Below are 25,514 nucleotides of genomic sequence, written 5' to 3'. Positions count from 1 at the left end.
TTTGCTCATAAAACGAGGAAAGGGTGGTATAGTATATCAAAAACCTTTATAAAACGTCTTTTTAGCAAAACCAAAAAGGGGAAAAAACTCCTTCAAAATAGCCAACAGTAGCCTTTTTTGAAAATCTCTTTTAGGTATTTCATAGGGTTTAATAGGCGCAATTTTGCTCTTTTTAAACCTATAAATTACCCTTAAAAATGATAAAAAAAGCAAAAAACTAGTCCAAAAACTTTTATTTTTAGTTTTCAAAATTTATCCAAAAAAAGCAAAATCAGCCTGATTTTTGAGTTTTTCTCCAAATTTTCACATATTTACATTTATAAAAAATCTAATTTGCGGAATTAGATTTTTTGTTTTTTTTAGAAAAAATTATTTTTTCACAAAAGAAAATTTTTTAAAAATATTTTTTTAAAAATCCACAAAATTTTCAACAGGTTTGGTGTTGAGGGGAGTTATTTGTCATATCTAATTAACTAACGATAATTTTTATTATGTTAACTAATCTTATAAAAAAAAGCTTTTTTATAACTTAAGTATATACTTTATATTTATTTTTATTTCTTTTATTTTTTAAATATTTTTTTATTAAATCTACTAACTTACTTTAATATTTTTTTATTCGAATTTTTTTAATTTTTTTGTTTGATAAAAATTAAGGGGAATTTTGCAAATGATTTTTCTATGCTACAAAGTCTTTTAGATCTTTTTTATGTTTATCCCCCTTTTTTGTCACTTTTAAAAATTAGACACTATTTTTAAAATGCCCCAGAACGTTTTGGGGGTACCTAGTATATGGGGCATTTTGTTTTAGGCGATTTTGAAAAATGCAAAATTAGGCTTAATTTTGCATTTTGGGGTATATTACCATACCCCGTTGCGTTTTAGGGCTTTTTAGGCCGAATTCATTTTTTACCATTTTCCCTTTTTGTTCCGATGTCTGCTTGTCCGGCATAATTATGTACTGTTTGATAAAGAATTTTCGCGCGGATAAGCCACGCAAGAGTCTATTAACCAATTCTTTGCATTTTTCTACATAAGATATTGAGATGTCGTAAATTTTTCAATTTCAGGCACTATGTATAAGCACCCTCAAATAGTGTTAAACACTGCAAAGATTAAACTTATGAAAGAATTTATAAGAAGATTTGGTATTTGGAAAATATAGGGGAAAGGGGAATAATATATAAAAACATATAACTATAAACAAAAACCCCCAGCAAAACCGGGGGAAACATAAATAAGGGGAAAAACTACCTTTGCTATCTCATTTTCCCCTTTAAAAAGTTAGGGATATTCCTACTGCTAATTCCTGCCGGAGATACCCCTCCTCCTCAAAAATAAAAGTTTTCCAAGGAGAAAATATATATTTCAACCTATATTCTCCCCCCACTTTTATCAAGTCACTAATCCTATACATTCCCCCCACCCCCATCGTAAGATAAGCCGTTTGATGATGCAAGTCTTTTAAGCCGGATTTAAACGATGTCTTGTTTCGGATTTGCCCTAAAGATAGGGTCATATACAGTTTCGGTTGGGTATGTGGGGTAAAAACCCATTGAATCACGCCCGCAAATTCCTCTTGACGGATTGAAGATAGGAAAGGGCTTTGCTTGTCTGCTGCTTCCATCTTTGCCGCCTCTGCCCCAATATATAAATTTTCCCAAATCTCATACATAAGCCGTAAACGGAGGCCCACCATATAGTCGCTGAGCACATTACCAGCGCCATCTACCATGCGTCCGGTTGAAATGCTGCTCCAACCAGATATGGAAAAACGTGAAAATAAAGAATTTGTAGGTGTAGATTCTGTGGCAATATCCTGTGGGATGGGGCGATATACGCGGTAAGTTTGCCCATGCAACAAAGCAGGGCAGAAAAAATACGCCACTATAAATGCGGCGCCTAAAAGGAAGAATCTTTTGCCCCTTTCTATCTTATACATACGGGGTTATTTTATAAAAGCAAAGAGGTTTATTTATATAATCTTTTTTAAAAATATAAATAATGCAAATTGTATAGATATCAAATTAATATTTTTTCTACACAAAAAACACCCCGCTTTTGGCGGGGTGCTATGTTTTGGGAAAATACCTAAACTTAGAATCTCATACCTAAGCGCAGGAAAGCATTATGAAATTGCAAATAATGTCCCTTGCCGTAGTAGCGGTTCAATTCATCAGAGTTGACAAATGCCACCACATAACGATATTCCAATCCTAAGAAAGTTGTTTCGCTCAAGTTATATTGCATACCCAAACCGGCAAACATATCCAAACCCCACTTGTCGCGGCTTTCAGAGGTATAGACACCGCCCCGATCACCATAACCTTTCAAGCGTACTTGCGCCATACCGACACCCATCGGAACATAGAAATTTAACCGATCCAACGGATTAAAGGTAAATTTACCGGCAAAAGCAACTCCGTTTAAACGAAGTTTTTCATAAGAGTAGTCTTTCCCTTTATTATCATGCGGCATCAAAAGCATATAATCCAAACCTAAGGACAAACGTTCGCTGGTACGGAACAAAATCTGCGCGTTGCCACCCATTCCCAAATCGGCAAAATGGGTGCCGTGTTTGTCTTTGCTATAGGATTGGCTCATGCCAAAGCCCAAAGAGATTTCACCTTTTTTAGCATTGGCTACAGCCATTTTGCTGGGAGTGAAATCACTATATTCCATTTGACTGACTAGGCGAGTCCCCCCTTTAGGCGTAGTCTGCGTTTGCTCCACTATGCCATATTCGGTGGTACCTCTTTTATTGGTGGTAGACACATCATACACCGTAGTCGTATCCGTTTTGATAATACGTTCTTTCGCAGGATTAGATGTGGTTTGCGCCACACAAACGCCGGCTAATAATACCAGCGCAGTCACTACTGTAATACCCCTCTTCATGTTTTCCCCCTTTGTTGCTAGGTAATATATAAACTACACCTTTATATTACGCCTTCCATTCCCCCCTTTCAACCCAAAAAACTGATTATATTGAATTTGACATCACACCTTATATAATGATAAGATAAGTTATCAGCAAAAGCGACTTGGAAACAAGTCGCTTTTTACATAATCAGGCAGGTGCGACAAGATGAAAGACATCAAAACGATAGAACAAACCATAGCCACTGCGTTGGAAGGACAAAACGTAGAATTGGTAGATTTGGTGATTCAAAACCAAGGCCGCAAAAAACTCTTGCAGTTTTTTGTAGATAAACAGGGCGGTATTACGTTAGAGGATTGCTCTGTGCTTACCAACAAAATAGACAGTATTTTGGAAATGGAAAGCCTTATTGAAGGGGCTTATATTTTGGAGGTTTCCTCTCCGGGCGTAAAACGCGCACTTAAAAAACCGGCTCACTTCAAGCGGTTTATCAATGAGCGCGTACGCATCGTGCTTAAAAACCCCCTTGAAGGACGTGGCTTTTTCACCGGCACCATTGCTTTTGCTGATGAAGAAGGCTTTCTCTTAACAGATGACAGCACCAATCAATTTAACTTTAAGTACGACAATATTAAAAAAGCTAACTTAGACCCCGTACTTGAATTTTAACAAACACCGCCCTTAAGGGCATAACTATATATAAGGAGAAAAAACAAAATGGAAGGAAATGCAAAAGATTTAATTTTAGCTTTGGAAGGATTAGAAAGAGAAAAAAATATTAAAAGAGAAGATATTTTAAAAACCATTGAAGACGCTTTGGTATCTGCTTTACGCAAAAACTTGGGAAAAACCGCCCAAATCAGTGCAAAGATTGACGTACTCACCGGCAGCATTCAGGCATACCAAACCTTAAACGTGGTAGAAATTGTCACTAATCCGGAAAATGAAATTGATGTTGAATCGGCCAAAGCCCATTTAAAAAACCCCCAAGTGGGCGATGTAGTCACCTTGACTCAAGACGTGGAAGACTTCTCCCGTATTGCTGCTCAAATTGCCAAACAAGTGCTTATTCAAAAAGTACGCGGTATTGAACGTGAAAACTTTTACAAAGAATTTAAACCTCGCGAAGGTGAAGTCATCACCGGTTCTGTTCGTCGTTTCTCTGACAGAGATTTAATCGTAGACTTAGGCAAAGTAGAAGCCATCTTGCCCTATTGCGAACAAATCAAAAGAGAACGCTATACCAACGGTTCCCGCGTTAAAGCCGTTATCGCCAAAGTACTTAACCAAACTGACTTAGCCAATATCGGTGATGATCCGGTACTTTCCCGCTACAAATCCGCCGCATTCAAAATGGATAAAGGACAACGTGGACCCTATGTTATTTTGTCTCGTGCCAATGGGAAATTCATGGAAGAACTCTTTAAAGTGGAAGTGCCAGAAATCAGCGAAGGCATCGTAGAAATCAAAGGTATTGAACGTGACCCCGGTTTCCGCGCAAAAGTAATGGTTTCCAGCATTGACCACAAAATTGACCCGATTGGTACCTGCGTGGGTATGCGCGGCATTCGCATTCGTGCCGTTATGAACGAACTTTCCGGTGAACGCATTGATTTAATCAACTATTCCGACGAAATCTCTACCGTCATTGCCAATGCCATTGCCCCGGCCAAAGTTAATTTTGTCAAAATCGTGAGCATGAGCGAAAAGAAGGCTTTAGTCATCGTACCTGATGATCAATTGGCCATCGCTATCGGTAAAGATTGGCAAAACATTAAATTAGCCTCTCGCTTAACCGGTTGGAACCTGGAGGTAAAGAGCGAAAGCCAAAAAGCCAAAGAAGCAGAAGAAGCCGCTGCCGCAACGCAAGATATCATTGCCGGTATTGAAGGTATCGGCCCCAAAACCGCCGAAATCTTGCAAAAAGCCGGATATACATCTGCTGAAGCCATTGCTGCCGTAGAGCCGGAACATTTGGCCGGTTTGCAAGGTATTGGTGAAAAAACAGCCGCGAAAATTATTGAAAGCGCCAAAAAGTATTTAGAACAAGAGGTAGCCGATGACAACCAAGAAAACAACTAATACTGACTCCTCCGAAGAAAAGAAAAAACCGGCTGCCAAAAAAGCCACCGCTAAAAAGGTAGCGGCTAAAAAAGCGGAAACAACGGAAAAGAAACCGGCCGCTAAAAAAACGACCGCCAAAAAACCGGCCGTCAAAAAAGCCCCTGCCAAAAAAGTGGAGGTGCTAGAGGAAAAAACGGTAGAGCAAACGCCTAAACCGCAGTTGCCGGACATTAAAGTACCGCGCCCTGATCCGGTGACGGTTGCTGCCCCCAAACCGCAACAGTCTCAACCTGCACCGCAGCCGACCCCCGCGCCGAAGGTGCAAGAGACGCCCAAACCGCAGCCCCAACCGCAAAAACACCAACCTGCGCCGAAAGTGCAAGAAGCACCCAAACCGCAGGGCAAAACTGTACGTTTGATTGGTACGGAAACGGTGAAAGATTTAGCGGAAAAGATGAATTTCAAAATCAATGATTTCATAAAAAAACTCATGACGTTGGGTGTCTTTGCTACCATTAATCAACGTCTGGAAAAAGATATGGTGGAACTAATCTGCGCCGAATGTGGATATACCATCGAAGAAGCAGCTGCAGAATTGGACGAAGACACCATTAACATCATGCAAGCCCAAGACGACCCTGCCAGCCTAAAGCCGCGCAGTGCCGTCATCACCATCATGGGGCACGTAGATCATGGCAAAACCTCTTTGTTAGATGCTATCAGAAGCTCCAATGTAGTGGCTGGTGAAGCCGGTGCCATTACCCAGCACATCGGCGCATACCGTGTGCGTACTGCTAACGGAGAGTTGACTTTCTTGGATACTCCGGGTCACGAAGCATTTACCGCCATGCGTGCGCGCGGTGCACAAGCTACCGATATTGTAGTCTTGGTAGTATCCGCCACCGACGGTATTATGCCCCAGACCATTGAAGCTATGGAGCATGCCAAAGCAGCCGGAGCACCCATTATCGTGGCTGTCAATAAAATCGACTTGCCCGGAGCCAATGTTGACCGCGTAAAGCAAGATTTAGCCGCTCGCGGACTTGTGCCGGAAGAATGGCAAGGCTCTACCATTTTCGTAGAAATTTCCGCCAAGAAAAGAATTAATATTGATAAACTCTTGGAAATGATTTCCTTACAGGCTGAGATGATGGAACTCAAGGCCAATCCGGACCGTTTGGGTGTGGGTGTTATTTTGGAATCCAAACGCGACAATAAACGTGGTGTTGTGGCCACCGTACTCGTGCAAAAAGGTACTATGAAAGTAGGAGATCCGTTTATCGTAGGCACCAGCTACGGCCGTATCCGCGCTTTGATTGACGAAAATAGCCAACGCTACCAAAAAATCGGCCCCAGCGTGCCGGCAGAAATTTTGGGTATCAGCGGCGAGCCTCCGCAAGTGGGTGATACTCTTTATATCATGGAAAGTGAAAAAGATGCCCGCTATGCCGCCGAAAAACGCAAATTGGCGCAGAAAGAAGACGTCAATGCCCGCCGCAGCAAACAAGTATCTTTGATGAACTTGGCTAAAGACGAAAACGGCGAAAGCACCGTCAAGCGTTTGCCCATTGTACTCAAAGCAGACGTGCAAGGCTCCATTGAAGCCATTAAAGATGCCCTCTTGCGCATTCCGTCCGACGAAGTGGAGTTAGACATTATCCTCTCCGCCCCCGGCAATGTAAATGAGTCTGACATTTTGCTGGCTAAAGCCAGCAATGCCGTAGTTATTTGCTTCCACGTAGATGTGGAAAACAAAGCCCAAAACGAGGCCGAACGCGAAAGCATTGAAATCCGCAAATATACCATTATCTTTGAACTGTTGGAAGATATTAAAGCCGCTATGGAAGGCTTGTTAGAGCCTGACGTGGTGGAAGTATCTTTGGGCAGTGCCACGATTAAAATGGTCATGCGCTTAAGTTCCGGCATTATTTCCGGCTCTTTGGTAGATGCCGGTAAAATGGTGCGTGGAGCAGAAGTAAAAGTATTGCGTGGAGCAGAAGTGGTAGGCAAAGGAAAAATCGGCGGTCTCAAACGCTTCAAAGACGACGTAAAAGAAGTGGAAAAAGGCTTTGAATGCGGTATTTTGGTGGAAGGATTCAAAGGGGTCAAAGAAGGCGACGTCATTGAATGTATCAAACACGAAAATATTACCCGCCGCATCAAAATGTAAGTTTTGATAGACCAATTAAAACCCCCGCTTTTGCGGGGGTTTTTTGAAACTTATTTCACTTAGTTTATGTAGTAGCAAGTTTCACTACCGCCACAAGCACACACTGTGCCTGATCCTGCTTCAGTAAAGCCTATTTCACCACAATCTGCTCCTTTGCACGATCTGATACCTTTGTCATTAATGGATAAGGTGATATCTTTGTTTCCTTGATACTCGGCATATAGTCTTACCACATTCTCACCGTCCGAAGGAGAACAATCTACACTTGCATCATAACTAAAATATTTGGAATTTTCCACCTTAATGACGGAATGATCACCTATAATCAGAGAGGTATGAACATCCGGATTTTCCAAACAAAACACTTGGCCTGACTTAAGCAAAGCGTTCAAATTAGCCCACGCTTCAGCAGTGCGGCTTTTAAGTACCGTTTTTTGATACTGAGGCAAAGCCACCGCAGAAAGAATACCGATAATCAGTACCACTACCAACAACTCAATCAGCGTAAAACCGCTGACATTACGTTTATATGTATTTTTCATAGTTTATATCCTTATTTGTTAATTTTTAGCAACATTTAAAGTTTAATTTAAAAAAATATAAGAGTCAAATTTTTCTTTTATTGTTCATAGTTTGCTTTCTTTTTCTGCATTGTCAAAATAATCAAAGCGTTTGACCTAAAATGCTATAATAGAACTATGATCGATAGAATTAAACGTTTAGAAACCCTTTTCTTGCAGGAAATTAACACCATCATCACCAAGATGACGGCGGCGGGTAGTTTTGGCGGATTTGTGACGATTACGGCTGTCCATGTCTCTAAAGATTTAACCACCGCAAAGGTGTATTTTTCCGTCTTTGGAAGCCCCGAAGACAAGAAAAGAACCGAAGAACAACTTTCGCTATTGCGCAAAGAAATCGGTGCTTTATTGCGCCATCGCCTGCATTTGAAACGTATCCCGTCTTTCAGCTTTGAGTATGACAATACGCCTGAGCAGGCCAGCCGTGTGGAAAGCATTTTCAAAGTCATTGAAAAAGAAAAAGAACAAGACCATGAATAAATACGATTCCTTTCAGCAGGTTTGGCAGGCCATTGAAAAAGGCCAAAGTTTCTTTGTCGCGGGACATTTAAACCCGGACGGAGATTCCTTAGGTTGCACCTTAGCGGTGTGTTCCTTGCTTGAGCGCTTGGGCAAAGAAGCCTATGCGTATGCCTCCCCTGCGATAGGAAAAGATTTACTCTTTTTACCCGGTCTTTCTAAAATTCACGTCAATGAACTCCCCCCCAAACCGCAGTTTGATACCGTTATTTTATTAGAATGTTCGGACCGTCAACGCGGTGGGGATTTAGAATGTGTGTTGCAAAACGCAAAAACGCTTATTAATATTGACCATCATTTAGTCAGCGATGCTTATGGCGACCTCAACCACATTGATTCTACTGCTTCTTCTACGGCGGAAATTATTTTTCAACTTTTTGAAGCCAATGAAGACGGCCTTTTGCCTACGACGGACGAGGCCACCTGCCTTTATACCGGTGTTGTCACCGATACGGGCCGCTTTTTGCACACCAATACCACTGCCGAAGCCTTACGCGTGGCCTCTGCGTTGGTCGCTTTGGGTGCTGATGTAAATAAAATTAACCAAGTCATTTACTTTACAAAATCCTATACAGAACTGAAACTGCTGGGACGCGCCTTGGAAAAAATGCAACTGCTTTTTCAAAATAAATATAGCCAAATCATTTTGGCCCAAAGTGATTTTGAATTATTTAATGCCGTTCCGTCTCAAACGCAAGGCATCGTCAGCCAACCCACCATGATTCCGGGTGTAGAGGTATCTGCTTTGCTTAAGCAAGAACCGGATAAAGTATCTGTCAATTTACGGTCCCGCAATCAAATAGACGTCAGCGCCATTGCTCAGCATTTCGGTGGCGGTGGGCATGCACGTGCGGCCGGATTTAAAGTCAGCGGAAAACCGGTGCAAATCGTAGCCGAAGAATTGGCCAGCGTTGTCAAAGAAGCCTTGTCCAATGCTCACTAATCCAAGCGGACTTTTGCTGATAGATAAACCCCAAGATTTCACCTCTAATGATGTGGTGGCCATTGCGCGGCGCGTCTTGCGTACCAAGTGCATTGGTCATAGCGGTACCTTAGACCCTATGGCAACGGGTCTTTTAATTTTACTGGTGGAACGCTCCGCCACGCGCCTGCAAGAGAAATTTTTAAAACTTCCCAAAGTATATCGCGCCGAGCTAACACTCGGAGTAGAAACCGACAGTTGGGACGCGCAAGGAACGGTGTTGCACACAGAGCCGGTCCCCCCTCTTACTTTAGAGCAAATCCAATCCGCCGCGCAAACTTTAACGGGGACAATACGCCAACAAATCCCCCCCGTCAGTGCCAAAAAAATCAACGGGCGCAAAATGTATGATTTGGCACGCGAAGGCACCCCTGTACAAGACCGCTTTAACACCATTGAAATTTTTGAATGGAAAGATATTTCTTTTAACGGCAGAGATAAAATTACTTTTACACTACATTGTTCTTGCGGCACCTATGTACGCTCTTTGGGGCTAATGTTGGCGCGTGCATTGGGCACTACGGGACATTTGACAGCCTTAAGACGTTTGAGTATTGGGAATTTCATCGTAGAAAAATCTTTTGACGGAGCCAAACTAAAAACCACACCGCGTGAAGAAATAGTAAAATTGCTACAGGAGCCTATTTTATGACGCGTAAAAAACTTATTACTATCGGTACATTTGACGGAGTGCACTTGGGGCACAAGGCCCTGTTTGCCAAATTGGAGCAACTTTCTGTACAACATCAAATGAAGGCTCACGTTTTGTATTTTCCTTATCCGCCTAAAAGTTTACTCTCTGAACAGCCTGCCATGACGGTACTTTCTACTCCTCCTGAAAAAAAAGCTCTACTGAGAAAACATCTATCTTGCAAAATAGATGAACTGAATTTTCAAATGTACCGCGAATATACGGCAGAAAAATTTTTCAAAAAAGTATTGCTTGAAAAATATAATTGCGGAGCCATTTTGGCAGGACCCGATTTTTCTTTCGGCAAGAACAGACAGGGAAATGATGAATTTTTAAAAAGTAAATGTGCTCAGCTGGGGATTCCCTGTGAAATTATGCCCTTTTATAACGGCGAAAAAGGAAGTAAAATTTCTTCTTCTCTTATTCGGAAAACTCTGGCGCAAGGCGATATTAAAACCGCTAATGCCCTTTTGGGAAGGCCATATAGCCTTGAAGGACGTGTGATAGAAGGTAAAAAATTGGGCCGAAAAATCGGATTTCCGACAATTAACCTAGACATTAATTTTTATAAACTGCTGCCGTTGGGGGTGTTTGCCGTCAAAGTGCGTGTGGGAAAAAACTTTTATCGCGGTATTTGCAATATCGGTTTCCGCCCGACAGTCAATCCCATTGATTCTATTATTCCTTTGGTTGAAGTGCATTTGTTGGATTTTAAGCGTTCTATTTACGGCCACAGAGTGGAAGTGTTCTTTTACGATAAAATCCGCTCTGAGAGCAAATTTGACGGCTTAGATGCGCTGAAAGCACAACTTGCGCAAGACAAAGACGCCGCCTGCCGTTTAATTGATTAACAGTTTAAAAACTCAAAATAAAACCCCGCCGAAATCGGGGTTTTATTTTATCTAGAGAGAAAAATACAATCTAATTAATTTTTTCCCTTTTCTTGCGGTGGCGGCTTTTTTAGAATAAAATTAGTGAAATAGATCCAAATCCTGTTTTGCCGGTAGCGCAAAACATCAGAAAGCGGGACAGGGGAAATGAGAGTTTAGAGATGAGGATAAACTGTTATTTTTCCCTGTTTTTTTGTGCCTAAAAGAGTAAAGTTCCCCCCCGCCTTGGCGCGTTTGCTATAATATACATATGGGTTTTGAAGAAATCGAACAAAAAGATTATTTTAGCATCGGCGACGTAAAACGCATTACCGGTGTGCCGGAATATTCCGTACGCTACTGGGAGGCGGAGTTCGGCCTGATTAAACCCATTCGCTTAGAAAGCGGTCACCGCCGTTATACCAAAAACGATGTTTACACGATTTTGAAAATTAAAGACCTGATTTATAAGCAAAAATTAACACTGGAAGGTGCAAAAAAACAACTGACAAAATATGCACCCGGCGGAAAAATAGCAGAAAAAAAAGCAGGAACGGATGTGAAATTTCTCTCGGAAATTAAAGAAACCCTTTCACAAATCCTCAAAGAATGCTAAAATATATAGGTAGCACAATTTAGTGCTTCTCTTTTTTTGAAAATTTATCGGGGAATGGCTCAGTGGTAGAGTGCTCGCTTGGGGTGCGAGAGACCGCGGGTTCGATTCCCGCTTCCCCGACCATTTCATTAATTAAAGATGTATTTTACGGGGCGTAGCGCAGTTGGTAGCGCGCACGGTTCGGGACCGTGAGGTCGTGGGTTCGAATCCCGCCGCCCCGACCATTTGAAACAAATAATCCACCGCAAGGTGGATTTTTTGTTTTATACTGTTATGAAAAGCGGAGCAGGCAACTAAGGAGTCTTTTCCATTTTCAGATGTCCACAACTATGACTATATTCCTTATGAAACGATATTTTATCTATACTTCGTGTGTGATGAGAACCACGCACCCTTTTAACAACTAAAGTGATGATTCCCAAACGAATTTGAGGGATAGAAAGATACGAGTAAAAATTTGATAGAATGAGTTTATGTATTTAAAAATTAAAGACCCTTTATACACGCAAGCATGTAAAAATTTATTAGCCATGGGATTACTATTTTTTATATTTTTAACCGTGGTTGGTTTCATCTTGGCTTTTGCACATGGGGATGTGGCATTGGCTTGGCACACGGTTACAGAAGGATCTTCGGATTTTTTTAACTATGTCAGAAAGGAAGATGGCCCTCTAATGGGCAATTTCATCATTTTTATTTGCGTATTGTTTGTATTTCTAATACCGGTTCTCTTTATATTATCGGTACGAAATTGGTATCAGAAACGCAAAATCTTTGATACGCCTTCCGCTGTTCGTGCATTAAATTTCGATACTGACGGTGTGACGCTTTACACCAAAGAGCAAAACTATTTTTTACCTTATGCAGAGACAACCTTTTCCCTAACCGGAAAAGTTTCCTCTCTACGTACAAAGAATAGAAGACATGCTTTTTTAGATACGCTTACATTTACTTTTCAGCAACAAGAATCTATTTTTAAGATAGCGCATAAGCACAGCTCTAACAAAGTTCTTTATCGTTTGGTAGATCTCCATTTCCGATTTAAAGATTTTTCCTCCCATATCGCCCCATTCTCTGAATGGGATTCTATTGAGAAAAATTTGGCTGACTTTTTTAATAAACAAATACAAAATCAACGTTTGTATGGTTATCATAAAAACTGCCAATCGCCTTTTGCAACCACTTGTATTGGTTTACTCTTTCTAGTCATAGGAATCCCTTTCTTTGTTGCTTCATTAAGATTATTGGCTTTTCCCAAACATTTTTATTTTTCTCCGATTTTATCCTTGTTTATTGTCTCAATCGGATTAAGATTTCTATACTTAGTAGCACAAGATATTTGGGTTTCTTGGAAAATTAAAAAACTGAGCAATAGAAACTAACGAAACTTGCCTTTTATAAGGTTATTGAAACCCGAAAAGCCTATTTCGCGATTTGGACACAGACAAAAATACAGAAACCTCTTTCAACGTAGAAAAGATAAAATCTTTTAGTTCTTGTTCCCCTTGGTTTTGCCATTGATCTTCTTCCACACGGGCCTGCGTATCAAAAAGGCTTCGTTGGTCGTCAAACAAGCTTAATTGTATATCAAATAGATTTTCTTGTAAGAGTTCTTGTTGACAATTTCATCTTTATCTATTAAACTACTTGTAGAGGAGTTGCTCACACTCGGGAGATTACCCGAGACCGTCAGCAGCTCCTCATCGTTTTGTATTTGCAAGTCTAAAAAATGGTTACCTTATAAAGGTGTTTTTCGCATTTCCCCTTGGGACACAAGTTTATGCAATCTAATGACAAAGCAAAATTGGACTATTTATAAAGTTTTCATTTAAAAAGGCACTTCCCAAGAAGTGCCTTTTGTTTTTACTTAGAAAGTGCATTTTAAATATATACTTCTAACAACTTGGCATTGATTCCCTGTACGCAATATGAGGCCAGTGCGGCCGGAATCAATATACTCTCTCCTTTTTCAATAGAATAGAGCTTCTCTTGCACGGAAATCGTTGTTTTGCCCTGCAAAGCCATATACGCCACAAAGCTCTTTCTATTTACCAAATCTCTTGGCAATGTACCTTCTACGTGAAGTAAATTCACGGTAAAGAAAGGACATTGTACTAAGGTTTCCGGTTGGTTTATCTGTTCCTCAACTGAAATTTTTGTATTAGGAAGAACGGCAAAATCCAACGCATCTTTTCCATCTGCTATGTGCAGTTGGCGTTCTTGTCCGTTTTGGTCTTTACGGTGATAATCATACAGACGATAGGTGATATTAGAGGTTTGTTGAATTTCGGCAATCAAAATACCTGCGCCGATTCCATGAATCCTGCCTGCCGGAATGAAGAAAGTATCTCCTTCTTTTACTTCGTACGAACCGACAAAGTCCAAAATCTCACCACTTTTGACTGCCGCCTCATACTGATCCGGTTTCAGTTCTTGGCAAAATCCGTTAATCAGACGCGCCCCCTCATCAGCTTGTACTACATACCACATTTCCGTTTTACCGAAACAATGATGTTTTTTTTGGGCTAATTCATTATTCGGATGCACTTGTAAAGAAAGGTCTTGACGGGCATCAATAAATTTAAATAAAAGAGGAAATTCTTTTCCGGTTTCATGGACTACTTTCTCACCTAACAGCTCTGCGCCAAATTGCGCACACAAATCCTTTAACGATTTGCCGGCTAAATTGCCCTCTTTTACGATGCTTTCATTTCCTTGCAAAGCCGATATTTCCCAACTCTCTCCTGTTCCATCTTCGGAAGCTTTGGACAAATACGCTCGCAGTTTATTTCCCCCCCATAAGGTTTTCTTAAAGATAGGGGTAAATTTTAACGGATACAAGTTGCTCATATTATTTTTGCTTGTCAATTTCGTTTAATGCAAAAGCATAAGCGCCGATAGAAACCGCAGAGCTAGTGCCTAATTTAGACAAGGTAACACCCACTTTTTTCTCTTGGTTATAGACCACTTTCTTTTGGCTGAAAGGTACGGTTACTTGCGTAGTACCGCCTACGAAAAATTGCTCTGCTTGTTGGGGATCGGTCAAATCATAGGCTTTAGACTCTGTACGCGGGACACTTCCCAAACCGTCATAACGGCTGATCGTTCCGTTTAACTCACGCAAAAGAGCCGGCATAAACCATTTGTGAGCATTGGCCACACCGCCGCCCAATACCACCAGACCGTCAACAACGGTATTAACATTGGCAATTAAATTACCCAAAATATCGCCAAACTCCTCAAAAGCCTCTCTGGCGGCCTGTTGATTTCCGGCCCGAGTTCCTTCCGCAATTTCGGCAATATCTTTAGGGGTTAGTTCTGTGGTATCTTTGGAAAGAATCCGGTAAGAACGTTTAATAGAGCGCAAAGCTGCACCTTCCTCGGAGAATGCTTCCGGATATCTTTTGTTGCGGATTACCCACACTTCCGCTGCAGCGCCGTTATCTCCGCGGAATAATTCCCCGTTATGCACCACACCGCCACCGGTGCCTGTACCTAAAGTAATGCCCAGCAAATTATTGTATTTTCTGGGGATACCTCTTTTCTCAAATTCTTGATTGATGTAGGGAAGTGCACCGGCACAGGCCTCACCGTAGGCAAACAAATCTCCGTCATTATTAATAAAAACAGGAATACCAAACTTTTCTTGCAAATAAGGTCCTAAGGCTACACCACCTCTAAAAGAAGGGAAATTGGGTAAATCTCCGATGATACCGTTGGCATAATCGGCAGGGCCGGGGAAAGCAAAACTAATAGCATAAGGGGCTTGTTTAAGGTGCTTAATCGCTTCTTCAAAACCTGTTACAATATTTGCCAAACATTTATCCAAGTCATCTGCTTGGGCAGGCAAAACAATAGGGGATAAAATTTCTTTATTGGCTTGAACGGCATTGAATACCAAATTGGTACCACCGGCATCTAACGTCAATACGCTACGATTGTCATGACAATAAGTGTTTTTTTTCATAAGAATTTCCTATGCAGTAATTTTTCTTTATACTAACAGTTTAAAAAAATCCTGTCAACAAACTCATTTTTCAGTCAAAATGTAGTTTTTATTTCATTTCCTCCATCCTTTCATCCGATAGCTCCCACCCATGAGACACCATACTGCGACAAACTTCATAACCGATATCACTATGCGCCATACAATCCATTTCCCATACACCTATCGGATAATCATTCCAATCGGTTAATACTTTGCGCCACAGCACAGCATACAAATCATCTTCCGTTCTATCTTGTTGCCGCACAAAAGAAATAAAACAACCGTGTGGCGCACACCAAACCCGATAACTAAAATTTTTTCCATAACAACGCTGATTTTCCAAATCTGTTTGGCATGGCACATTTAGCATCAATAAATCACGTCCGATTTCGTCACCGCCGATATAGTCTATCTCCTCTTTTTCCATTCCTGCTAAAATTTGCTCATCTAAAGCATTGCGGAGCGTCGTTATAGTAGGTAGCACTGCGGCAAGACGGCTCTTTTCTACGGCCTTAGTGTAACGTGGCAAAGCCACGGCAGATAAAATACCGATAATCAGTATCACTACTAACAGTTCTACAAGGGTAAAACCCTTTTTATAACTGAATGGAATTTTTTTCATATTACTAGTATATATTTTTTTCAATTATCAAACTATATGTTTATTCCTCCGCCCATATTCCACTACCCAAAAGGCCTATTTTGTTAATGGGTCTAAAATACTGCTTTAATGTCGGCTGATTTATAGTACACTTATACGAGGTTACATCTCTATATCCTAAAGGAGCTTTTATGAAAAAAATATTTGCGTTATGTGTAGCTTTATGCGCTATGTTAACGCTGTCCGGCTGTATCATGGACGAAACATTAGATGAATTTATTCCGGAAGAGAACTCTCCCCTTTCTGAAATTTGGGAAAGCTTTACTTTTAAATCCCTTTCGGGAAATGCCGATTTGGTGGTAGAAAACACCTCCGGTGATGATGGAATATTATCTATTTCCACCTCTAATTATAGCGAAGATTTTTTAGCGGTAGCTGTGTATAAATCCGATTGCGAAGCTTCCAAAGCCCAAGCCTCTTATTTTGACAAATTGGCTGGGGAATTCCAACCCAAAATGTTCGGCATGGACTATGCTATTGTATTTTTAGACATTTATGAAGGCTCTACGGACAAAGATATAACTTGGGCCAAAAATTTGGCAAATGTAGATGCTTATTCCAATGTCTCCACCTCTTGTATAGGCGGTGCCTGTCAAAAAGTTTTCCTGCCTCATTTTGCAGAGGCTGCCTCTGGAACGATCTATTTTATCAATAAACATAATTTGGCTAAAACCCGTAAGGCTATGACTTGGAACACTACTGATGATCAGGAAGAATTGTATTTGTCCTTAAGAACTAAATTAGCCGAATATCTTGATTTAGACGAAAATACTTTTGATCCGAGTGTCGGCGGTTGGAATGAATGAAAACAAGATGTTGAACTTTAATCTGTTATAAACACAAAACTCCCTATGAATAATCATAGGGAGTTTTTTATTGAAAAAATTACAAACTGCGAATGGCCCAATTTTTAGGATAGAGATTATTGGCACGAGGACCTATATTTTTCATAAACCCCAGTGCCTTCCCCTGAAAACTAACCAATACAAACCCTCTTTCAGTACCGGTAGGCAAAGCAAAAGATTGACGGTTTAAATAAAGACGAGCCTGCTCTAAGGAAAGCTCTATTTTGGGGAAATCTTTTTTATTTTCAGCTATAGAAAGAGCCTGTGCAATAGACGGAATAAGCTCTTTTCCTTTCTGCTCCGGTTGAGCCAAACCGTCTGAGAGCAAATGAATAAAAGGAAATTTTTGAATTTGTTTTCGCAGTCCGGTCGGCAAAGTCGCTCTTTCTTCTTCGCCTTTTTTGCGAAGTATTGCCATAAACAACCCTTCCGTATGAGTATTACCGGAGATAAAGCGGTACACCTGTTTGTCCCACCCCGCTAGCAAGCTCTTGGTAATCTTCCAGTCCGCCTCTGTGGGTACTGATAAAATCTCTGCCCCCAACTCTTGGCTTATCCAACGTACGTTTTCTTCATTTTCTGCCAGATTATACATACATGTGCTATAAATGAGCAAACCGCCACTGCAAAGATAAGGCCAAATATCACGCAAAATTTGGCGTTGGCGCTCTTGGCAAAATTGCACATTGGCAGGGCTCCATTCTTTGGTAGCGGTCTCATCTCGGCGAAAGAGTCCTTCTCCCGAACAAGGGACATCCGTCAAAATGACATCAAACATGATATTTGTTTTGGCAAAATCTTTCGGCGGATTATGCGTCACCAATACATCGGGGTGACCTTGCTTTTGAATATTTTCCAGTAAAATATTGGCACGACGGCGGTCTATTTCATTGCTCACAAGCACCGACCCTTCCGGCAAAGCCGCACGCATTAAAGTAGATTTTCCACCGGGAGCAGCACACAAATCTAACGCGCTGACAGGAGTTGTAACCAAATGGCGCAATACATGGTCCAAAAACATAGATCCGGCTTCCTGCACATAATACACCCCCGACCATTTAAAAAGGCACTTCCTACGAAGTGCTTTTTTTTGTACTATCTGCACAATCAGTTTTTACAAAAAAATAACTCTACCAAATGTAGAGTTATTTTTTTATTTTCTTAGAAATAAAAATTAGCACAAGGTCGGTCTTGACGATCCGGAAACTTCGTTAAATACATTAGAGCCAATATACCATGACTATTTGCTATAAATCTTCCGCTTCGAAAAAATTCTTCAATTCCCTTTATCGTATAAGGAGAAAAGAGGTGTTCCAAAAGGGGCTTTTCCTCCTCAAAAAAAGTTCGCACTGACTTGTAGTTGGCAACTTGTTCCACAAACACCGTATTTAAGGAGGCAAAAGAGGTAATTTCCGGCAGTTGTCTCATTCTTTTATTAGAATTTTCTAACACGGAAAAATAAACATCTTCTACACTAGGCCTCTCTTCTAAAAAAGGCAAGGAAGACAAACCGCTAGCCACCGCTTTCGTAATAGCACCAGTAGCAACTTCTCTGCCGGCCATAGACATCACGCAAGAAGCAGAGCCTAATAATTCTAAAACAGAATAAGCCGAGTAGCAAGACATATCAACAACCGCTACTTTTGTCCCTTTCTCTTGCAAACGGGTCAAAATATGACCCAACTCTTTTATCGGCTTATATTCATGATTACCTACACAAATTTGATGTCCATCAGCTCCGATTTTTCCATGAGTAATAATCCCTAAAAATACTTGTTCGGGAACTACTTCCCGCCTTGCTAATGAAGAAAGTCTCTCCTTAAATGTATCCCAATCAAAATCCATCACATGATCAATATCGGTTTTTCTGGCAGGATCTAAAAAGGTTTGTACATGCCAGCCATAATCCTTCAGAAAACTATGCCACTCATTGAATTCTGTGACAAAATTATCCTCAGTAAAATCACAACCGCCACCTATCAGAAAGGCTTCTTTTTTATTATTTACCTGAGCACAGACCGTCCCTGCAATCAATAAAAATACTAAAATACTAGTTATTTTTTTAATCATTTTCATATTTTGCCTCCATTCATAAGCACATTCTAATATCTTTCGTAATACATGTCAAATTACATTGAATAGTTGAATATTCCAAAAATTGTACGATAACTACGGTCGACCATTTAAAAAGGCACTTTATACGAAGTACTTTTTTTATTGTTCCTTTCCCCCTCCCCGACGATATAAATTTGCTCACCCACCTACAAAAGAGATAAAATATATATATCCTTATTTGAAGACTTACTTAAAATCCAGTAAAAAAATGAAATTAAAACCTAAATTGTTAAGCCTTCTCCAACACAGGAAGAAGGAATTTCCGCGTGAGAGAATCATCGCAGATTTAACGGCCGGACTGGTGGTGGCATGTATTGCTTTGCCGCTTTCCATCGCTCTGGCCATAGCTTCGGGTGTCACTCCGGACAAAGGTCTTATCACTGCTGTTGTGGCGGGCTTTACCATATCTCTGCTTGGTGGAAGCCGTGTACAAATTGCCGGCCCTACGGGGGCATTTGTTGTCATTGTTTACGGTATTATTCAGCAGTACGGAATGCAGGGATTGTTGGTTTCCACCCTGTTGGCTGGCATTATTTTGATTATCATGGGATGCTTGAAGTTTGGTGCATTTTTAAAGTTTATCCCTTACCCCGTCACTACGGGTTTTACCAGCGGTATAGCCGTCGTGCTTTTCTCTACTCAAATTAACGACTTCTTAGGGTTGGGTCTGAGCGAGATTCCTTCCGCCTTTTTTGCCAAATGGCAATTCTATTTTAATAATATATCCCATACTTCTATGCCCACATTATTTATGGGACTTCTGGCATTGGTACTGATTGTTTTTTGGCCGAAAAAATTTAAACTTTTTCCCGGTTCATTAGCTGCTTTGGTAATCACAACACTCATTGTAAAAGTTTGTGACTTGCCGGTGGCTACGATAGGAAGCACCTTCGGAACTATAAAAACGGGTCTTATCACCCCGCATTTTCCCGATATAAACTTTGACATTATCCTCAAGTTGTTAAGACCTGCTTTTACTATCGCATTCTTGGCCGGCATAGAAAGTTTGCTCTCTGCTGTTGTGGCAGACGGTATGATCGGCAAAAAACACCGCTCTAATATGGAACTTGTGGCCACCGGTTGTGGCAATATTGTTTCCGCTCTTTTTGGCGGATTGCCGGCTACGGGTGCAATAGCCCGTACCGCCGCCAACATAGATAATGGAGGCAGAACCCCCCTTGCAGGCATAGCACACAGTATATTTTTACTCATCATGATGTTATGTCTTATGAATTATATCAGCCTTATACCCATGACTGCACTGGCAACCATTTTGTTTAACGTTTCTTACAGAATGAGCGATTGGAGAAGTTTTGTTTCTCTATTCAAAGCACCGGCTAGTGACATATTAGTTTTGATGGTCACTTTTGCTCTTACGGTAGTAATAGATCTGGTTGCCGCCATCGAGTTTGGCCTTGTTTTGGCGGCTATACTTTTCATGAAACGTATGGCAGATGTTTATAATGTCACCAATACTGACGACGATATTATGGACGAAGTGCACCACAAAGACGACATAGATGCCAAAAAAATAGCCAAACATGTCACCGTTTATGAAATTAACGGTCCGTTCTTTTTTGGAGCGGCAAATCTTTTTATTGATACGTTAAGCAATATGAAAGATTGCAAAGTATTGGTTTTAAGAATGCGCAGCGTACCCGCGATGGATGCCACCGGGTACCACGCCTTATATAAGATATACAAGCGTTGTCATGCAAACGGAGTTAAAATTATCCTCTCTCACTTACAGCGCCAACCGCAAAAAATGCTCAACAAGTATGGCTTTTTAGATATCATCGGAAAAGCCAATATCTGCAAAAACATAGATGAATCACTCATGAGAGCAGAAAAAATTATTTCATCGGCAGAGTAGATTTAAAGCCCTCCTAAACGGAGGGCTTTTTTTACAATTTTATGAAGGATACAGTCAAATTTTTATAATCCTGACAGAAGAATATTATTTTTTACAAATTAAGAATAGCCCAATTTTTAGGATAGAGATTATTGGCACGTGTGCCGACATTTTTCATAAATCCTAAGGGATGAGATTGATAACAAACCAGCACAAATCCAAGCGGAGTACCCGAAGGCAAAGCAAAAGACTCTCTATGCAAATAACGGCGTGCTTGCTCTAAAGAAAGTTCCACTTTGGGATACGTATTTTCCGACATAGTTAAAGAAAGGGCCTGCGCCACCGACGGAAGAGCCTCTTTTCCTTTCATTTCCGGTTGAGGCGTGCCATCTGATAGCAAATGAATAAAAGGATATTTTTTAATTTGCGTTTTTAAAGAGGCAGGCAAGGTGCCCATATCAAAATCTCCCCCCTTTTTACGAAGTGCGGCCATAAAAAGGCCTTCACTTCGCGTAGTTCCGGGAATAAAGCGATAAACCGGCCCGTTCCACCCCTCCAACAAACTACCCGTAATATTCCATTCTTCTTGCACAACAATAGGTAAAACTTCCGCCCCCAACTCCTCCGCTATCCATCGTACATTTTCTTCATTTTCAAGTAAATTAAAGGTGCATGTACTGTAAATTAACAGCCCGCCACTTCGAAGGCAAGGCCAAATATCACGCAAAATCTGACGTTGGCGCTCTTGGCAGAACTTTACCCCTTGCACACTCCACTCTTTGGCGGTGGCCAAATCTCGCCGAAATAATCCCTCTCCGGAACAAGGGACATCGGCTAAAATCACATCAAACATTAAACTTGTTTTTGAAAAGTCTTTCGGCGGATTATGCGTGACCACTACATCCGGGTGACCTTGCTTTAAAATATTTTCCAATAAAATATTGGCTCTGCGACGATCTATTTCATTACTGACAAGCACAGAGCCTTCAGGCAAAGCCGCCCGCATTAAGGTAGATTTTCCACCGGGTGCTGCGCACAAGTCCAAAGCACTCACCGGCTTATCTAATAAATGGCGCAAAACATGGTCCAAAAACATAGAGCCGGATTCCTGCACATAATACACCCCCGCATGCAACAAAGGATCTAAGGTAAAATTGGGTCGTTCTTTGAGCCAAAAGCCTTCTTGACACCAAGCAACAGGTGTTGACTCTGTCAACATTTCTCCATGATGTTTCCACCTGTTAAAGCGAATGCTTACCGGCACTTCTTGGGCAAAAGAATCCAAGTAGTTTTGCCAGCGTTCAGGCCCGAACAGTTTGGCAGTATAATCTATAAATTCTTGAGGTAAAGACATAAGGATTTCTTATCCATAAAATTACGCTACTATTATACAAATATTCAAAATAAGTTTTAATACAAAACCAGCCCCGAGCAAATATCGGGGCTGACCGAGAAAACGAAAATGCACTTACAGTATCGCTTTGATGTTATCTTCAATCGATGTAATAGGAGCCTCCCCCACTAATTGGGAAAAATGTTTTCCATCTCGAAAAAAGAGCATCGTCGGTACCCCCCGAACCGAATACTTGGCAGCTGCTTTGGGTGACTGCGTCACATTAACCAAAAACATTTTAGCTTTTCCGTTATACCGTTTGGCTACTTCTTCCAACACAGGCATCATACGGTGACAATGTGGGCACCAATCGGCTGAAAACACCACTATTTTAGGATGTTGAAAAGTAGCAACCTCTCTGTCAAAATTTTTATCGTCTACATATGTAATCGTCATAATTTCCCCCTTTTATAAACTCCACCTGCCCCTACAATATAATGATTTTTATCTCTTTTTTCTTCCTTTTTTATGGATTAGACCTGCCTGCCTGCCGAATTTGATAAAATAAAAATATGGACAAATTAAAAACTATTTTCTTTGGTACGCCGGAAATATCCGTACCATATCTAGAATTATTACACGATTTAACAGACATACAAATGGTCGTCACTCAGGCTGATAAACCGCGCGGACGAGGCATGGTCATTACTCCTTGCCCGGTCAAAGCGCGTGCTTTAGAGTTGGGGTTGCCTGTTCGCTCTCCGGAAAAGATGAAAGACATTTTTGACGAGATCAAAGCCCGGCCTTTTGATTTGGGAGTAGCGGTAGCCTTTGGAAAAATCTTCCGCCCGGACTTTTTGGCTTTACCCAAACTCGGTATTATTAATGTGCATTTTTCTTTACTTCCGCTTTTGCGCGGAGCAGCACCGGTACAACATAGCCTTTTTCAAGATTTCAAAACTACCGGCATCAGTGTCTTTTGGATTGCGCCCGGTATGGACGATGGCCCCATTCTTTTGCAAAAGGAAATTTCTGTTGACCTTGCTGACAATGCCGAGACTCTTTTTACCAAACTAATTCCCTTAGGTTTAACCGGATTGCAAGAGGCTATCCATCAAATTGAAAAGGGGCAAATTACCAAAATAGAGCAAGTGGGAGAGCCCAGCTTTGCTCCTATGATCAGCAAAGAAGATGCTTTTCTAAACTTTCAAACCATGACCGCTGCTCAAATTCATCACAAAGTACGCGGCTTGGCTTGCGGTCCTAAGGCACGCACCCAAATTTGTTTAAACGGAAAAACCGAACTCTTACAAATTCTGCGCACAGAATTAGATACTCAAAACACTTGCTCGCAAAATACGGCAGGCGCGCTTTTATCCGTTGAAAGCAGCAAAGGTTTTTTAGTAAAATGTAAAGAAGGAAATATTTGGATTACTGAGGTGCACCCAGCCGGTAAAAAACCTATGTCTGCGGCTTCTTTTGCCAACGGACGAGGGTTAAAACCTGCAGAAGGGGTGTTCGTTTGTAATGACTAAAAATACAGATACAAATTTCGAAGATTTTATTGGAAAAACGAGAAAAACTTCCCGCGTGAAATGGTTTATCGCGTTGGTTGTTTTTGTCTTTTTTGGTTTGTTAATTTTTGTTTCTATTGATTGGGTACTGGGAGCTTTGGTCCATACACGTCAGGAAGTACAAGTGCCCGACATTACCCAAAAACCCGTCACGACAGCCTTAGACTCTTTAGCTACCGTTAACTTGGCTTTAAAACAAGCCGGTCTAGAATTTGCAGAAGGGGTTCCTCCCGGATCTGTCTTGCGCCAAATTCCATCTGCCGGAAGTACCGTTCGGGAAGGGCGTGTGATCCGCGTATGGATCAGTCAAGGTGACGAAATGGTGTTTGTACCTTCCGTAGAAGGGCTTGATTTACGTGCGGCGCAGTTGGCCATTCGGCAAGCCGGATTGCAAGTGGAAAAGGTGGAAAATGCCTTTTCTTTAACAGTAGAAAAAGGCCTTATCATCTCTCAAAAACCGAAGGCTGACAGCATGTTAACACGCGGGGACAAAGTGCTCCTTACTTTGTCAAACGGCCAACCTCCTGCCAGTGTGATTTTAGTACCCGATTTTCGCAATAAAAAATTAGCCAACGCCACTTTATGGGCCAGCACACAAAATATCAATTTAACTGTTAAAGAAGACCCAAAATCTCCTTTTCCTTATGGCACCATTGCTTCTCAATATCCGCTGGCAGATAGTCAAATATCTACAGGTTCCTCTTTAGAGGTGACCGTCAGCCGACGCCAAGCCAATGAAGATGAAAAAACTTATCATTTACATTATGAGTTGCCTCAGGGTAAAAAACAGATGCGTATCCGCATCGTCATGACTGATGATAACGGTGAAAGAGAAGTGATTAATGAGTCCAAATTACCCGGTAGCAAAATCGATTTAGAAATTCCTTACAGCGGTAAAGCGACCTTCCGTATTTTATCCGATGGCATCTTGGTCAGAGAGAGAGAAATACAATGATTACCCAAAACGGCTCAAGAAATGGTAAAATAATAATAGCGCCTTCCATTTTGTCGGCCGATTTGTGGAATTTGGGACAAGATGTAGAAGTTGCAAAAATGGCCGGCGCAGATTGGTTGCACGTAGATGTAATGGACGGGCATTTTGTACCGAATTTAAGTTTTGGTCCGGCAACGGTAAAAAGTTTAAACGGTCGCGCGCAACTGCCGTTGGACGTGCATTTAATGGTGCAACGTCCGTTGAAGTTTGTTGAGTCTTTTGCCAAAGCCGGTGCCGATTTTTTAACCGTACACATTGAAGCACAAGACGACGTAAAAGAAGCTCTTTTAACCATTAAAAGTTTAGGTGTAAAAGCAGGTCTTTCCATCAAGCCCGATACAGACCCGCAACGCATAAAACCGTTTTTAGATATATTAGATTTGGTCTTGGTAATGACCGTACAACCGGGATTTGGCGGGCAAAGTTTCCTGCCTAGCAGTCCTGCCCAAATCAAGGCTGTGCGTGAATTGATTGACCAAAGCGGCCGCAGTATTTATTTAGAAGTAGATGGCGGCATCAATGCTCAAACCGCGCGTGAAGCGGCCCAAGCAGGAGCAGATGCTTTTGTAGCAGGTAATGCCATTTTCGCGGCAGCAGATAAGAAACAGGCCTTGCAAGAAATCCGCAAGTCCGCCACGATTTAATTACACCGCCTTGTAAAAGGCGAATAATAAGGAGAAGTTAACACATGGCAGTCGTCATTAGATTACAAAGAGTGGGTAAAAAATCCCATCCGCAATACAGAGTCGTAGCGATTGAAAAGAAAACCGCCGTCGGTT

General features: G+C 41.3%; 23 protein-coding genes, 2 tRNA genes and 1 pseudogene. 16 read left to right on the top strand and 10 right to left on the bottom strand.

Annotated elements, in window-relative coordinates:
- Positions 1-1,276: 1,276 nt before the first annotated feature.
- Both IKL48_06585 and IKL48_06580 read right to left on the bottom strand, forming a co-directional pair.
- Positions 1,277-1,942, bottom strand: a complete 666-nt coding sequence (locus tag IKL48_06585; GenBank protein MBR3604315.1) for an outer membrane beta-barrel protein — start codon at positions 1,940-1,942, stop codon at positions 1,277-1,279.
- Between the two features lie 155 nt (positions 1,943-2,097).
- Positions 2,098-2,898 carry a porin family protein gene (locus tag IKL48_06580; GenBank protein ID MBR3604314.1) on the bottom strand — a complete coding sequence of 267 codons (801 nt, stop codon included), beginning with the start codon at positions 2,896-2,898 and terminating at the stop codon, positions 2,098-2,100.
- Positions 2,899-3,088: 190 nt separating this feature from the next.
- Between IKL48_06580 and IKL48_06575 the strand changes: the two genes are divergently transcribed.
- The 3 genes from IKL48_06575 to infB are packed head-to-tail and all read left to right on the top strand — an operon-like array spanning position 3,089 to position 7,115.
- A complete protein-coding gene (locus IKL48_06575) occupies positions 3,089-3,550 on the top strand; it encodes a ribosome maturation factor RimP (protein MBR3604313.1) in 462 nt (153 codons plus the stop codon).
- Positions 3,551-3,598: 48 nt separating this feature from the next.
- On the top strand, positions 3,599-4,963 hold the full coding sequence (locus IKL48_06570) for a transcription termination/antitermination protein NusA (protein MBR3604312.1): 1,365 nt from the start codon (positions 3,599-3,601) through the stop codon (positions 4,961-4,963).
- Positions 4,941-7,115, top strand: coding sequence for a translation initiation factor IF-2 (gene infB / locus IKL48_06565; protein MBR3604311.1), 2,175 nt, complete (start codon positions 4,941-4,943; stop codon positions 7,113-7,115). Before IKL48_06570 ends, infB begins: the two co-directional genes overlap by 23 nt.
- 401 nt (positions 7,116-7,516) lie before the next feature.
- Here the strand turns inward: infB and IKL48_06560 are convergent.
- A pseudogene (locus IKL48_06560) lies at positions 7,517-7,657 on the bottom strand (prepilin-type N-terminal cleavage/methylation domain-containing protein).
- A 156-nt stretch (positions 7,658-7,813) separates the two neighbouring features.
- On the opposite strand from IKL48_06560, the gene rbfA reads away from it, so the two are divergent.
- The 8 genes from rbfA to IKL48_06520 all read left to right on the top strand — a co-directional run bounded on the left by rbfA (position 7,814) and on the right by IKL48_06520 (position 12,755).
- Positions 7,814-8,176 (top strand): 30S ribosome-binding factor RbfA, encoded by a 363-nt coding sequence (gene rbfA / locus IKL48_06555; GenBank protein ID MBR3604310.1) that lies wholly within the window; start codon positions 7,814-7,816, stop codon positions 8,174-8,176.
- Entirely contained in the window at positions 8,169-9,158 is a 990-nt protein-coding gene (locus IKL48_06550) for a bifunctional oligoribonuclease/PAP phosphatase NrnA (protein MBR3604309.1), read from the top strand. Before rbfA ends, IKL48_06550 begins: the two co-directional genes overlap by 8 nt.
- Entirely contained in the window at positions 9,148-9,849 is a 702-nt protein-coding gene (truB, locus tag IKL48_06545) for a tRNA pseudouridine(55) synthase TruB (protein ID MBR3604308.1), read from the top strand. The genes IKL48_06550 and truB overlap by 11 nt, the downstream gene beginning before the upstream one ends.
- On the top strand, positions 9,846-10,739 hold the full coding sequence (gene ribF, locus IKL48_06540; protein MBR3604307.1) for a riboflavin biosynthesis protein RibF: 894 nt from the start codon (positions 9,846-9,848) through the stop codon (positions 10,737-10,739). Before truB ends, ribF begins: the two co-directional genes overlap by 4 nt.
- Positions 10,740-11,028: 289 nt before the next feature.
- Positions 11,029-11,373, top strand: coding sequence for a MerR family transcriptional regulator (locus tag IKL48_06535; GenBank protein ID MBR3604306.1), 345 nt, complete (start codon positions 11,029-11,031; stop codon positions 11,371-11,373).
- Between the two features lie 48 nt (positions 11,374-11,421).
- A tRNA-Pro gene (locus IKL48_06530) sits at positions 11,422-11,496 on the top strand.
- A gap of 25 nt (positions 11,497-11,521) precedes the next feature.
- Positions 11,522-11,597: transfer RNA gene (locus IKL48_06525), tRNA-Pro, on the top strand.
- A gap of 249 nt (positions 11,598-11,846) precedes the next feature.
- Positions 11,847-12,755, top strand: coding sequence for a hypothetical protein (locus tag IKL48_06520; protein ID MBR3604305.1), 909 nt, complete (start codon positions 11,847-11,849; stop codon positions 12,753-12,755).
- A 499-nt stretch (positions 12,756-13,254) separates the two neighbouring features.
- Here the strand turns inward: IKL48_06520 and IKL48_06515 are convergent, their stop codons facing one another.
- From IKL48_06515 to IKL48_06505, 3 genes are all read right to left on the bottom strand, one after another.
- Positions 13,255-14,223 carry a class I mannose-6-phosphate isomerase gene (locus IKL48_06515; GenBank protein ID MBR3604304.1) on the bottom strand — a complete coding sequence of 323 codons (969 nt, stop codon included), beginning with the start codon at positions 14,221-14,223 and terminating at the stop codon, positions 13,255-13,257.
- 1 nt (position 14,224) lies between these two features.
- Positions 14,225-15,340, bottom strand: a complete 1,116-nt coding sequence (locus tag IKL48_06510; protein ID MBR3604303.1) for an ROK family protein — start codon at positions 15,338-15,340, stop codon at positions 14,225-14,227.
- A gap of 88 nt (positions 15,341-15,428) precedes the next feature.
- Positions 15,429-15,983, bottom strand: a complete 555-nt coding sequence (locus IKL48_06505) for a pilin (GenBank protein MBR3604302.1) — start codon at positions 15,981-15,983, stop codon at positions 15,429-15,431.
- A gap of 170 nt (positions 15,984-16,153) precedes the next feature.
- On the opposite strand from IKL48_06505, the gene IKL48_06500 reads away from it, so the two are divergent.
- Positions 16,154-16,828: a hypothetical protein gene (locus tag IKL48_06500; GenBank protein MBR3604301.1), complete on the top strand. Its 675-nt coding sequence runs from the start codon at positions 16,154-16,156 to the stop codon at positions 16,826-16,828.
- 79 nt (positions 16,829-16,907) lie between these two features.
- Here the strand turns inward: IKL48_06500 and IKL48_06495 are convergent, their stop codons facing one another.
- Positions 16,908-17,906, bottom strand: a complete 999-nt coding sequence (locus IKL48_06495; protein MBR3604300.1) for a hypothetical protein — start codon at positions 17,904-17,906, stop codon at positions 16,908-16,910.
- 122 nt (positions 17,907-18,028) lie between these two features.
- A complete protein-coding gene (locus IKL48_06490) occupies positions 18,029-18,943 on the bottom strand; it encodes a hypothetical protein (GenBank protein MBR3604299.1) in 915 nt (304 codons plus the stop codon).
- A 247-nt stretch (positions 18,944-19,190) separates the two neighbouring features.
- Here IKL48_06490 and IKL48_06485 point away from each other — a divergent pair, with 247 nt between their 5' ends.
- Positions 19,191-20,855, top strand: a complete 1,665-nt coding sequence (locus IKL48_06485) for an STAS domain-containing protein (protein MBR3604298.1) — start codon at positions 19,191-19,193, stop codon at positions 20,853-20,855.
- A 91-nt stretch (positions 20,856-20,946) separates the two neighbouring features.
- Here IKL48_06485 and IKL48_06480 read toward each other — a convergent pair whose 3' ends face one another.
- Together IKL48_06480 and IKL48_06475 are read right to left on the bottom strand one after the other, a co-directional pair.
- Positions 20,947-22,188 carry an rRNA cytosine-C5-methyltransferase gene (locus tag IKL48_06480; GenBank protein MBR3604297.1) on the bottom strand — a complete coding sequence of 414 codons (1,242 nt, stop codon included), beginning with the start codon at positions 22,186-22,188 and terminating at the stop codon, positions 20,947-20,949.
- A 114-nt stretch (positions 22,189-22,302) separates the two neighbouring features.
- Positions 22,303-22,623, bottom strand: coding sequence for a thioredoxin (locus tag IKL48_06475; GenBank protein MBR3604296.1), 321 nt, complete (start codon positions 22,621-22,623; stop codon positions 22,303-22,305).
- Between the two features lie 116 nt (positions 22,624-22,739).
- On the opposite strand from IKL48_06475, the gene fmt reads away from it, so the two are divergent.
- Genes fmt through rpe form a run of 3 tightly spaced genes read left to right on the top strand, consistent with a single transcriptional unit; the run spans position 22,740 to position 25,379 of the window.
- Positions 22,740-23,702 carry a methionyl-tRNA formyltransferase gene (fmt, locus tag IKL48_06470; protein MBR3604295.1) on the top strand — a complete coding sequence of 321 codons (963 nt, stop codon included), beginning with the start codon at positions 22,740-22,742 and terminating at the stop codon, positions 23,700-23,702.
- Complete coding sequence (locus IKL48_06465; protein ID MBR3604294.1) at positions 23,695-24,696, top strand: PASTA domain-containing protein; 1,002 nt, start codon at positions 23,695-23,697, stop codon at positions 24,694-24,696. The genes fmt and IKL48_06465 overlap by 8 nt, the downstream gene beginning before the upstream one ends.
- Positions 24,693-25,379: a ribulose-phosphate 3-epimerase gene (rpe, locus tag IKL48_06460; protein ID MBR3604293.1), complete on the top strand. Its 687-nt coding sequence runs from the start codon at positions 24,693-24,695 to the stop codon at positions 25,377-25,379. Before IKL48_06465 ends, rpe begins: the two co-directional genes overlap by 4 nt.
- The last annotated feature ends 135 nt before the right edge of the window (positions 25,380-25,514 follow it).

The organism is Elusimicrobiaceae bacterium, assembly GCA_017520185.1.
Lineage (GTDB): Bacteria > Elusimicrobiota > Elusimicrobia > Elusimicrobiales > Elusimicrobiaceae > Avelusimicrobium.
This window is presented reverse-complemented; position numbering and strand designations above follow the sequence as displayed.

Excerpts from the sequence above, each read along its gene's own strand:
- IKL48_06585 (MBR3604315.1), bottom strand. The coding sequence starts at position 1,942 with ATGTATAAGATAGAAAGGGGCAAAAGATTCTTCCTTTTAGGCGCCGCA.
- IKL48_06580 (MBR3604314.1), bottom strand. The coding sequence starts at position 2,898 with ATGAAGAGGGGTATTACAGTAGTGACTGCGCTGGTATTATTAGCCGGC.
- IKL48_06575 (MBR3604313.1), top strand. The coding sequence starts at position 3,089 with ATGAAAGACATCAAAACGATAGAACAAACCATAGCCACTGCGTTGGAA.
- IKL48_06570 (MBR3604312.1), top strand. The coding sequence starts at position 3,599 with ATGGAAGGAAATGCAAAAGATTTAATTTTAGCTTTGGAAGGATTAGAA.
- infB (MBR3604311.1), top strand. The coding sequence starts at position 4,941 with ATGACAACCAAGAAAACAACTAATACTGACTCCTCCGAAGAAAAGAAA.
- rbfA (MBR3604310.1), top strand. The coding sequence starts at position 7,814 with ATGATCGATAGAATTAAACGTTTAGAAACCCTTTTCTTGCAGGAAATT.
- IKL48_06550 (MBR3604309.1), top strand. The coding sequence starts at position 8,169 with ATGAATAAATACGATTCCTTTCAGCAGGTTTGGCAGGCCATTGAAAAA.
- truB (MBR3604308.1), top strand. The coding sequence starts at position 9,148 with ATGCTCACTAATCCAAGCGGACTTTTGCTGATAGATAAACCCCAAGAT.
- ribF (MBR3604307.1), top strand. The coding sequence starts at position 9,846 with ATGACGCGTAAAAAACTTATTACTATCGGTACATTTGACGGAGTGCAC.
- IKL48_06535 (MBR3604306.1), top strand. The coding sequence starts at position 11,029 with ATGGGTTTTGAAGAAATCGAACAAAAAGATTATTTTAGCATCGGCGAC.
- IKL48_06520 (MBR3604305.1), top strand. The coding sequence starts at position 11,847 with ATGTATTTAAAAATTAAAGACCCTTTATACACGCAAGCATGTAAAAAT.
- IKL48_06515 (MBR3604304.1), bottom strand. The coding sequence starts at position 14,223 with ATGAGCAACTTGTATCCGTTAAAATTTACCCCTATCTTTAAGAAAACC.
- IKL48_06510 (MBR3604303.1), bottom strand. The coding sequence starts at position 15,340 with ATGAAAAAAAACACTTATTGTCATGACAATCGTAGCGTATTGACGTTA.
- IKL48_06505 (MBR3604302.1), bottom strand. The coding sequence starts at position 15,983 with ATGAAAAAAATTCCATTCAGTTATAAAAAGGGTTTTACCCTTGTAGAA.
- IKL48_06500 (MBR3604301.1), top strand. The coding sequence starts at position 16,154 with ATGAAAAAAATATTTGCGTTATGTGTAGCTTTATGCGCTATGTTAACG.
- IKL48_06490 (MBR3604299.1), bottom strand. The coding sequence starts at position 18,943 with ATGAAAATGATTAAAAAAATAACTAGTATTTTAGTATTTTTATTGATT.
- IKL48_06485 (MBR3604298.1), top strand. The coding sequence starts at position 19,191 with ATGAAATTAAAACCTAAATTGTTAAGCCTTCTCCAACACAGGAAGAAG.
- IKL48_06480 (MBR3604297.1), bottom strand. The coding sequence starts at position 22,188 with ATGTCTTTACCTCAAGAATTTATAGATTATACTGCCAAACTGTTCGGG.
- IKL48_06475 (MBR3604296.1), bottom strand. The coding sequence starts at position 22,623 with ATGACGATTACATATGTAGACGATAAAAATTTTGACAGAGAGGTTGCT.
- fmt (MBR3604295.1), top strand. The coding sequence starts at position 22,740 with ATGGACAAATTAAAAACTATTTTCTTTGGTACGCCGGAAATATCCGTA.
- IKL48_06465 (MBR3604294.1), top strand. The coding sequence starts at position 23,695 with ATGACTAAAAATACAGATACAAATTTCGAAGATTTTATTGGAAAAACG.
- rpe (MBR3604293.1), top strand. The coding sequence starts at position 24,693 with ATGATTACCCAAAACGGCTCAAGAAATGGTAAAATAATAATAGCGCCT.